Annotated in this window: 9 protein-coding genes and 1 pseudogene; 8 read left to right on the forward strand and 2 right to left on the reverse strand. The window is 46.5% G+C overall.

Going from position 1 to position 9,549, the window contains the following annotated elements; genetic code table 11:
- From ACCI49_RS12845 to ACCI49_RS12870, 6 genes are all read left to right on the forward strand, one after another.
- Window positions 1-744 carry a heme ABC transporter permease gene (locus ACCI49_RS12845; RefSeq protein ID WP_371839408.1) on the forward strand — a complete coding sequence of 248 codons (744 nt, stop codon included), beginning with the start codon at window positions 1-3 and terminating at the stop codon, window positions 742-744.
- A 1-nt stretch (window position 745) separates the two neighbouring features.
- Window positions 746-970 (forward strand): heme exporter protein CcmD, encoded by a 225-nt coding sequence (ccmD, locus tag ACCI49_RS12850; RefSeq protein ID WP_371839409.1) that lies wholly within the window; start codon window positions 746-748, stop codon window positions 968-970.
- A gap of 108 nt (window positions 971-1,078) precedes the next feature.
- Window positions 1,079-1,528 carry a cytochrome c maturation protein CcmE gene (gene ccmE, locus ACCI49_RS12855; protein WP_020414748.1) on the forward strand — a complete coding sequence of 150 codons (450 nt, stop codon included), beginning with the start codon at window positions 1,079-1,081 and terminating at the stop codon, window positions 1,526-1,528.
- Complete coding sequence (locus tag ACCI49_RS12860) at window positions 1,525-3,510, forward strand: heme lyase CcmF/NrfE family subunit (RefSeq protein ID WP_371839411.1); 1,986 nt, start codon at window positions 1,525-1,527, stop codon at window positions 3,508-3,510. The genes ccmE and ACCI49_RS12860 overlap by 4 nt, the downstream gene beginning before the upstream one ends.
- A gap of 16 nt (window positions 3,511-3,526) precedes the next feature.
- Entirely contained in the window at window positions 3,527-4,111 is a 585-nt protein-coding gene (locus tag ACCI49_RS12865) for a DsbE family thiol:disulfide interchange protein (protein WP_371839412.1), read from the forward strand.
- Entirely contained in the window at window positions 4,074-4,667 is a 594-nt protein-coding gene (locus tag ACCI49_RS12870; protein ID WP_371839414.1) for an IMPACT family protein, read from the forward strand. Before ACCI49_RS12865 ends, ACCI49_RS12870 begins: the two co-directional genes overlap by 38 nt.
- Window positions 4,668-4,722: 55 nt before the next feature.
- Here the strand turns inward: ACCI49_RS12870 and ACCI49_RS12875 are convergent, their stop codons facing one another.
- Entirely contained in the window at window positions 4,723-5,922 is a 1,200-nt protein-coding gene (locus ACCI49_RS12875) for a CaiB/BaiF CoA transferase family protein (protein WP_371839415.1), read from the reverse strand.
- A gap of 693 nt (window positions 5,923-6,615) precedes the next feature.
- Between ACCI49_RS12875 and ACCI49_RS12880 the strand changes: the two genes are divergently transcribed.
- Window positions 6,616-7,584 (forward strand): DUF2156 domain-containing protein, encoded by a 969-nt coding sequence (locus tag ACCI49_RS12880; RefSeq protein WP_371839417.1) that lies wholly within the window; start codon window positions 6,616-6,618, stop codon window positions 7,582-7,584.
- A gap of 145 nt (window positions 7,585-7,729) precedes the next feature.
- Window positions 7,730-8,422, forward strand: a complete 693-nt coding sequence (locus ACCI49_RS12885; protein WP_371839418.1) for a phosphatase PAP2 family protein — start codon at window positions 7,730-7,732, stop codon at window positions 8,420-8,422.
- A 566-nt stretch (window positions 8,423-8,988) separates the two neighbouring features.
- Here ACCI49_RS12885 and ACCI49_RS12890 read toward each other — a convergent pair.
- Window positions 8,989-9,282: pseudogene (locus ACCI49_RS12890) on the reverse strand (hypothetical protein); the annotation flags it as partial.
- Window positions 9,283-9,549 lie beyond the last annotated feature (267 nt).

Below are 9,549 nucleotides of genomic sequence, written 5' to 3' on the forward strand. Positions count from 1 at the left end.
TTGGCTTGGCAATGGTTTCACCGTTTAGGTTCGCCGCGTTGGTTTTACCAAAAGACCAATGCGTGGCTACCCTGGCTGGCGCTGGCAAGTATTGTATTGTTGGCCGTGGGCACTGTTTGGGGGCTCGGGTTTGCGCCGGAAGATGCCAAGCAGGGCAATAGCTACCGCATTATTTTTATTCATGTCCCAGCTGCCTTCCTGGCTTTGGCCGGCTATTACGTCATGGCGATCAGTGGGGCTATCGGCCTTATCTGGAAGATGAAGCTTTCCTTCGCGGTGATGCGGGCCGCGGCACCAATCGGTGCGGTGCTCACTTTTATCTCCCTCTTTACCGGCGCTGTGTGGGGTAAGCCCACTTGGGGCACCTATTGGGTGTGGGACGCCCGCCTCACATCCATGCTGATTCTGCTTTTCCTGTATATTGGCGTGATGGCGTTGTCCCAGGCGGTCAGCCGTGAGCAGGTGGCAGATAAGGCCTGCGCTCTTTTGGCGCTGGTGGGCACGGTAAATATCCCAATTATCTACAAGTCGGTGGACTGGTGGTTTACCCTGCACCAGCCCGCAACTATCCGCCTTACGGAATCCAGCAGTATTGACCCGAGTATGTTCTATCCGCTACTGACCATGATTATCGGTTTTTACTGTATATACGCCTGGACCCTGCTGACCCACACCCGCACTCTGCTACTGCGTCGTGAGATCCGCACCCAGTGGGTACAGCAGGAACTGGCCGGGGGGAAATAATATGCAGTTTCAATTTTCCAGTTTTGCAGATTTCCTGGTAATGGATGGCCACGGAGTTTATGTGTGGGTTTCCTACGCCATTACTTTTGCGGCTCTTGCCGCTATGGCTCTCTATCCATGGCTGACCCGTCGCCGCCTGCAGAGAGAGTTGCAGCACCAACAGCGTATTGCACAGCGGCGTCGCAAAGTGAAAGAGGGGCGGCAAGTTGTGGAAGAGACGGCATAGGCCATAGGCGGTGCCATTTCACAGTTTTAGATTTAATTGTTAGTCCAGTTGCGACCACTGCCTAGCTAACAAGATCAAAACTTAAATTTATGGAGTTCAACTAAGACAATGCATCCTGTACGCAAGCAACGCCTGATCCTGGTACTTGTCCTGGTCACCTTGTCTAGTGTCGCAGTGGGTTTTGTAACCTATGCGATGCGTGAAAATATGGATTATTTCTATGCGCCAAGCGCCTTCGCGGCTGGAGAAGTACCCTTTGAGAAGCGTATTCGTGCGGGCGGTTGTGTAGTGCCAGGCAGTGTCCAGCGCGCTGAAGATAGCCTGGATGTGCGGTTTGTTATCACTGACGGTGAAGCCGAACTGGCAGTGGTATTCGATAAGATACTGCCGGACCTGTTTGCCGAGGGTGAGGCTGCAGTAATTTCCGGACGCCTGATGCAGGACGGTACCATGCGTGCAGACCAGGTGCTGGCCAAGCACGATGAAACCTATACGCCACCAGAGGTGGCTGAATCTATGGTTTCTCACGAAAGCTGTGCTGATGGAGCAAAAATATGATCCCTGAGTTTGGCCATTTTGCACTGATTGCCGGCTTGCTGCTTTCCATTGCCCTGGCAGTGCTGCCGATGGCTGGCAGTTATACTGCACGGCCCTTGTGGATGGAAACGGGGCGTCCTCTGGCCTTGGGGGTGTTTGGTTTTATTCTGATAGCTTTTATCTGCCTGACCATTTCATTTGTACAAAGCGATTTTACTGTTAAATACGTTGTACAGAACTCCAACAGTATTTTGCCGGTTTTTTACAAGGTTACGGCGGTTTGGGGTGGTCACGAAGGTTCCATTCTGCTGTGGCTATTAATGCAGGCAGGCTGGGCAGCGGCTGTCGCCCTGTTTGGCCGACAGTTGCCATCAGAGCTGGCAGCGCGGGTACTGTCCGTTTTGGGAATGGTATTGATCGGTTTTCTTCTGTTTATCCTGCTCACCTCCAACCCATTTGATCGCCTCATACCATTCCCGCCCGTAGAAGGAACAGACTTGAATCCGCTGCTACAGGATCCGGGAATGATCTTCCACCCGCCCCTGTTGTATATGGGTTATGTGGGTTTCTCTATTGCCTTCGCCTTTGCGATTGCGGCCCTGCTCGGTGGACAGCTGGATGCCGTTTGGGCTCGCTGGGCCAGACCCTGGACCGTAGTAGCGTGGGGCTGTCTGACCCTGGGAATTGCCCTGGGAAGCTGGTGGGCCTACTACGAATTGGGCTGGGGAGGCTGGTGGTTCTGGGACCCTTCAGAGAATGCAGCCCTGATGCCCTGGCTGGTAGGCACTGCATTACTGCACTCCCTGGCGGTAACAGAGAAGCGTGGCCTGTTTAAAAGTTGGACTATTTTGCTGGCAATTTTTGCCTTCAGCCTGAGCCTGCTAGGTACTTTCCTGATCCGCTCCGGTGTGATTACATCGGTACACGCCTTTGCCAATGATCCGCTGCGGGGCAGCTTTATCCTGATGTTTCTGGCGGTCATTATTGGCCTTTCTTTATTGCTGTTTGCTCTGAGGGCTCCGGCTGTGAGTGCACGTAGTGTGTTCTCCTTCCGCTCACTGGAGACCTTCCTGCTCGGAAATAATATTTTGCTTATTTTGATGATGGCTATGGTGCTGACGGGTACCCTGTATCCGATGGTGGCGGACGCCTTGAACCTGGGCAAAATTAGTGTGGGCCCCCCCTTCTTCAATCTTTTCTTTGTGCCTTTAACCGTTGTGCTGTGTCTGCTATTGGGTATGGGGATTCATGCCAACTGGAAAGACAGCCGCTGGGATAAGTTGCTCAGTGCATGGCGTTTGCCATTCCTGGCCGCATTGATTATTGCCCTGGTTTGGCCCCTGGCCTTTGATCATTACCATTGGGGTGGTGTACTGGGTATTTTTGTAGGTGCCTGGGTATTTACCTCAAGCATAGGGGATATTCTGGTTAAGACACGCAATGCCGACTCTTTTGTCGCCGGCCTCAAGCGCCAGCGCCCCAGTTATTACGGTATGCATATTGCCCATATCGGTGTGGCAGTGGTGGTATTGGGAGTGGTGATGACCACGGTATACAGTGTGGAGAAAGATCTGCGCATGGGAGCAGGGGATCGTTACACCGTAGCGGGCTATGATTTTGAGTTTGGAGGAATACGCTTGGTAAATGGGCCCAATTACCGAGCCACTGAGGGTATTTTGCATGTTAGCAAAGATGGTGAGCCCGTAGCTGAGCTGCTACCGCAGAAGCGTAATTATCTCTCTGGTGGTAATACCATGACAGAAGCGGCAATTGATGCCGGCCTGTTTCGGGATATCCATGTTGCCCTGGGTGAACCAATGGACCCCACGAACCCCAGCGGGGATTGGGCGGTACGCCTGCAATACAAAGCATTTATGATGTGGCTTTGGCTCGGTGCTTTGATGATGGCTACAGGTGGTGGTATCGCCGTAGCGGACAAACGTTACCGTAAGGCCAAAGCAGCTCGCCAGGTGTCGGTTTCCGGTAAAGTAGCTACTGCGTAGTTTTGGGATAGACATTATGTCCAGATTAAAACTCTTCTTGCCCCTAATTATTTTTATTGGGCTGGCTGCGCTCTTTTGGCGCGGCCTATCCCTAAACCCACAGGATATGCCCTCTGCACTCCTAAACAAACCGGTGCCAGACTTTTCCCTGGAGAATGTTGCCGATAATAACCAACGTCTGCAAAAAGACGATCTGCCCAAAGGACCGCACCTGCTCAATGTTTGGGCGACTTGGTGTGTCGCTTGCCGGGTGGAGCATCCCTACCTGAATGCCTTGGCGGAGCAGGGCGTTCCTATTGTTGGAATCAACATGAAGGATGAGGATGAAGCTGCGATCAAGTGGCTGGAGAAATTTCATAACCCCTATCTTTACAGCCTTGCCGATCGGGAAGGGCGCTTGGCTCTCGATCTGGGGGTGTTTGGGGCACCGGAAACTTTCTTGGTCGATGCTGAGGGTACTATCCGCTGTAAGCATGTGGGAGTAGTGGATAACAAGGTGTGGCAAACCAAGCTACAGCCCCTTTACGAAAAGCTGAAAACCCAGCATTGGGACGAGTTTGCCGGTGACCTATCAGATTCCCTCGTTTCCCGTTGTCAGTGAAACCGAAGAAAAGAAAAGCCGCTTTATTTGTTGGTTGGGCCCAGTCAAAGGTAAGGCAGATTTCCAGCAGCAGCTTGACCTGATTCGGGTAAAATATCCGGATGCCAGTCACCACTGTACAGCGCTTGTGATTGGCAACCCTGCCAACCCGGAAGTGATGCAAGCGGATGATGATGGTGAGCCTGCTGGCAGTGCTGGCCGCCCTATGCTAGAGCTGCTGCTTAAGCAGGGCATCGGCAGCGTGGGAACCATAGTGACCCGCTATTTTGGGGGCACCAAGCTGGGCGTTGGGGGCTTGATGCGTGCCTATCGAGGTTCCGTGGGTTCCGCTTTACAGGTGGTGAAGCTTGAAACCTTCGTGCCACTGGAAGATATTTCTATAAGCTGTGACTTTGCCCAAGAATCCCGGCTGCGCTTTCTGGTTGGTCGCCATCAGGGTAACTGTGGCCCTGCAGAATACGCTAGCAATGTGGTTATTCCTATTACTCTGCCGAGAAATGAATGGCTGTCACTACGCATACAGCTCTTGGCTGAGAACTTTAATATACTGAAATAGTTAAAAAACTGAACACCCGCAGCTAACGTTCAACGATTTTTCGCAGCCCCGCTGCTCAAATAATCCCTCGATCCTTCAACTGGGTAATCTCAGCATCTGAGTATCCTAATTCAGTAAGGATGCTTCGGTTATCTTCTCCCATGATAGGGGCCCGCTGAAACTCTGGCATTTCGTCGTCACAGCGGATCGACGGAGCTAGAATTTTAATTTCTTCTCCACTATCACTGAGCATTGATTGAATTCTTCCGTTTTCCGTGACAAAAGGATTCGCCAGCGCCTGCTCAACGTCATAAATAGGTGCGGTTGGCACTCGCCCAGAAAATACTGTAAGCCACTCCTCAGTGGTTTTTTCTGCAAGAATTTTGTCCAGTATTTCTGTTAATTGATCTCGATTTTTAAGTCGCACCTTAAAATTTGAAAATCTTGGATCTGTAGTGAGTCCGGGCTGGCCAATAACTTCACATAACTCAGTCCAAAATTTTTCCTTGTTACACATCACGTATATCCAGTCATCTTTGGTGGTATAAAGCTGACAGGGTGTTAAAGAAAAATGTGCGGACCGAGGTGCTCGTTGCTGGTTATGCCCGGCATTCAGTTGCCACATAGCTACATAATTGAGGTTGTAGAGTGCATTATCAAATAAGCTAACATCAATATCTCTTCCCTTTCCAGTTTTCCTGGCGCTGAGTAATCCAGAAACCAGTGCCAAGGCCATTGCCACCCCGGTAGATAAGTCAACTAGTGACAAGCCACATCGCGATGGAGGTCCATTTGGTTCCCCTGTCAATTTGAAGTATCCGGCTTCCGCCTGCACTGGATAGTCATACCCAGGCCAAGCGGCTCTTTCTCCGCTCCTGCCAAAAGCGGTAAGGTGTGCACAAACAATTTTACGGTTGATGCTTTTAAGCGACTTATATGTAATCCCCAATTTTTCTGGCACATCTCCCCTCAGGTTCCCAGTTAAGCCATCACAGGTTTTGATCAACTTATGAAGAATCTTCTGTCCCTCTTCTGTCATAAGATTCAGTGATAAACTTCGCTTGTTATGATTGAATCCTTGAAAGAAAAGGCTTTTATTGTCGGATTTCTCACCTTTGACGAAGTAGGGGCCGATGCTACGGGATACATCTCCTCCATGGGAAACATCTTCCACTTTAATGATTTCGGCGCCTAAGTTGGCTAAGTAGAGAGTGCCAAAAGGGCCCGCTCCATACTGTTCTACGGCAAGTATTCGCACGCCAGTTAGTGGGAGCATGACGAAAATCCCCTTTAGTTATACAGGCTGGTACACAATCTTAGGATAGATAAGAGTTGCAAAAGGTAGGTATATATACTGAGCTTCACTTATGGTGTTATTTTAAAAGTTAAATACAAAAGGCTGGAATAGTGCGTCTATACATGTGACAAAGATAATTTTTATCTTCATAAATATGAGGTTTAGTAACTGCTAGTAGGGGACAGCTTAGCCGGTGCACGTTTAATTCTTTCATCACAATACAAGCATGCGTATTTATGAAGATTAATCTCTCGCTATTGTAACATTGCTGCCTGACATTCAATCTGACGTTGAACATCACAGCCAAAGCCTTTCATCTCAGTACTACAACCATCGCATTTTCATTGATCGATGGGCTGAGTAGCAATATAAATGAGCTGGTGCTGAGTATTCTCTAGCATGCCATGTTTATTAATACGCTAATCAGTTGGTGAAAATAAGCTTTGAGTAGGTCGGCTGGTAATTGGAGGCAGAGTATGGATTTTGAGAGCAGCATCTGCAAGTCTTCAAAGCTTAGATAAAGGGTATTTATCTGCCAATATTATACCTAGTCTTATCCAATTAATACCGTATCGCTGATAGTGTTACTATCTTTCTTGATGGTTTTTCTTTTCTTGTAGTCAGATATTGATAGATTTTCCTTTCGGTCAAAAGTATATTTGCTTATATTTTATGATTTTTTCACTGCCAGAGCGGGTTTTTTACTTCAAGCAATTTGGGCACCATTCGATGAGTTATACCACTCTTCAGTCAGGCTTAGAGTATTTTGACGTGCCAAAATTAGGGTATATTGCTTATAAAAATAAATGGGGGGTAAATGCATCCATAGGAGATCCTATTTGCCATAAAAATGACAGGGAGCAATTATTGACAGCCTTTTTGAAATCGAAGGCAAACCCAATATTTGTGCAAGTATCAGAGAGTGTTGCTTTGTTGCTGCATGAGTTGAGTAACTTTTATTCAACGCAGATAGGTTATGAAACCTATATTGATTTAAATAATTGGGATTTGCGCGGGAAGAAAAAGGTGAATATTAGAAATGCTATCAATCAGGCAAATAAACAGAATATTTTGATTGAGGAGAGGGAAAAAGTCGAAGAGGAAAAAGATGTTATAAGATTATCAGATGAATGGTTAAAAACTAGAAAGTGTAAAAGTCGAGAAATACAATTCCTTATGAGCCCATTAAAAGCTGATTATGGAGAAGGACGGAGGTATTTTTTTGCTTATGATAGGGGTGAGCTTATTGGTCTTGTATTTTTTGATCCTATTTTTGAAAATGGAAGGATCTCCGGGTATGTATCTAATGTTAGTCGTAGTAGTGTAAAATTTCCTAAAGGAATTTTTTACCCTATTATGATTGAGGCCTTTAAAAAATTTAAAGCAGAAAATGTACCTTTCGTCTCATTGAACCTATCTCCATTTGTTTTTTGTAAGCCGAGGCAGTCTTGGGAGTCTCCAATACTTAGAAAGATGTTAAGTATATTGCGAGAATACGGGAAATCCATATATAACAGTGAAGGGATTATTCTTACAAAATCAAGGTTTAATGGTGAGAAACACCCGAGCTACGTAGTACATAAAAAACTATTTCCTGTTAGAGAGTTTATAGCTATGTTTAAGATATGCAACTTAATGTAAATATGTGTTTGTATGTAGGTTATCCTAAGTTTCAAAAGAAGGGAATAATTAAGATTTTGGTTGACACGGATCTGACCCTATTGATTTCCATTTTGAGGATAAGCCGTAAGCTTTGTGTGGTCTGCTTGATCGGGTTGTTGGCGCCATGAAGAATGCTATTAGAAATGCGGGAAGTGCTTTGGTTCGCCTGGATCAGAATTTGCTTAAATGGGCCTACTCATGCCATTATAGAAAGTCTCATTTTTTGAATATTTTGGTCCTGATAGGGGATGCACCCTTCTGGATGCTCAGCGTATTCTTTTTTGCTGTAGTGGGAGAATTTTATAACAAGGTGGCCTTAGAAAATATATCCATACTATTAATGTTTGCCTTAATAACCAGTAATCTCCTGTGTAATCCTTTAAAAAGGCACTTAAAAAGATTGCGCCCCTATGCTGATAAAAACCTGCAGAAATTGCTGGGGATTCAGATTAGCAATAGAGACCCAGGGAGTGGCTCTAAAGTAAGGGAAAGCTTCCCTTCCGGTCATACTATTTGGACATCGGTCAGTGTAATAGTAATTTGCAGCCAATTTGGCTGGCCGGCTGTGCCACTACTGGGCTGGCTCGTTGTTGTTATGATATTTTTAAGACCCCATTTGGGAGTGCACTACCCTAGTGATGCCCTGGCCGGGCTGGCGCTGGGCTCAACTGTTGGTGTGTTGACGATTTATCTGTCGCCTGCACTGATTGATCTCTTGAAATATGTAAAAGAACACAGTTTACTGATTTTTGTATATTGGGCCTGTATCGGTTTATTCTTATTTTTTGGGTTTAAGCTCTGGAAGCATAGAACCTAGCTAACCTTAAGGTGACGAAGTCTTGGGTATAACGCGAACAATTATTAAAGGTACATAAGTTTGTATCTTAGGCTGTTCATGTGAGCTGAGAGAGTTATCGATAGTATCTATGCTACTGTATTACGGGGTCAGAAGGAAAGAATACACTACACTTGAGACTCGCTTTGAATACATCCCTGTAAGCTCGTAATCGGCATCCATGCCTCATACGGTCCCGAGCGCAGCGTATTCTTTCCTAACCTCTTTTTAGTAATTTTGATTAACTTTTTCTTAGATTCCCATTGCAATTGGCACACTTGGCAACAGTAAGGAATGTAGCCGCAAATCTGAGTAATATAAATTGCAAGGTTGAGCCTGTATATAGTAATACCCTATATTTGAGTCTGAAGTTCTTGGGAAATGCGGACCTAAATCTCGCCCGGAGCAGAGCTTGCTGCATATCAGCTATCGAGCGTAAAAGAGAAAGGGGAGAGAGTTTTATCCTTTGAAAGGGAGCTGCTGGTGTATCGCCGTGGTTTCGGGTCCTATACCGCAGCTGGCTATTAACGCTAATCAATACGGGAAACCTAAATTGCCTGATTGTGAGCCTTTTGGATATTAAGCGGTTTGGAATGATATAAGTTTCTGCGTCTGAATACCGCTTCAGACAGCATTTCCAAAAGTGAGCAAGTATCCTGCCAATCGATACAGCCATCGGTTATGGATTTTCCATATATTAGTGGTAGTGGACCGTCGAAATCCTGGCGCCCCTCATTCAAGAAGCTCTCAATCATAACTCCTGTAATCGAATGCTGCCCACTGGCAACTTGCGCTGCTACTGAATCACATACTGCCAGTTGATTTTTGTAGATTTGCTGGCTGTTTCCATGCTGAAATCAATCGTGATTTGACTGTTTATATGGTTTGCCTGTAACAGGGATTGAACGTTTTGGATATCTTCCGGATGATAATTAGTCGACCCTGAAAAAAGTCTCCAGACCTTGTGGCACTAGGATTACGTGGATATATGACATAGCCATTTCGACCAGTTTTCGCTATTCTGATCCAAATTTCTGGTCGAAATACTCAAGGATAATGATGCTCACGGACACCGATCAGTACCAACAAACCAGCTTTTTTGGCACCGA

The sequence above is a fragment of the Microbulbifer epialgicus genome (genome assembly GCF_041447265.1).
GTDB classification, from domain to species: Bacteria; Pseudomonadota; Gammaproteobacteria; order Pseudomonadales; family Cellvibrionaceae; genus Microbulbifer; species Microbulbifer epialgicus.